This is a genomic window from Streptomyces sp. 130 (assembly GCF_007096885.1).
Taxonomy (GTDB): Bacteria; Actinomycetota; Actinomycetes; order Streptomycetales; family Streptomycetaceae; genus Streptomyces.
In genome coordinates, this window is record NZ_VJNO01000136.1 from 1 (window position 1) to 349 (window position 349).

1 protein-coding gene is annotated in these 349 nt (G+C 67.9%); it reads right to left on the bottom strand.

Annotation, left to right across the window (positions count from 1 at the left end; genetic code table 11):
- Positions 1-349: beta-ketoacyl synthase N-terminal-like domain-containing protein (locus FKN01_RS32340; protein ID WP_143626198.1), on the bottom strand; the 349-nt coding region annotated here is incomplete at both ends.

Genomic DNA, 349 nt, shown 5'->3' on the forward strand with positions numbered 1-349 from the left:
TGCCCCGCTGATGGCTGAAGTAGAGGAACATGTCCGGCGTCGTCATCACCGTCACGCCGCCCACCAGCGCCATCGAGGACTCGTCGGACCGCAGCGACTGTGCCGCGAGGTGCAGCGCCACGAGTGACGACGAGCAGGCCGTGTCAACCGTCAGGGAAGGCCCTTCGAGGCCGAGGGTGTAGGAAACGCGTCCCGAGACGAGGCTGCCGCCGGTCGTTGCCGCGGCCTCGGTGCCCAGGGCGTAGTCGTGGTACATGACGCCGGCGAAGACACCGGTACGGCTGCCCTTCAGGGAGAGGGGATCGATCCCCGCACTCTCCACCGCCTCCCAGGACGCCTCCAGCAACAA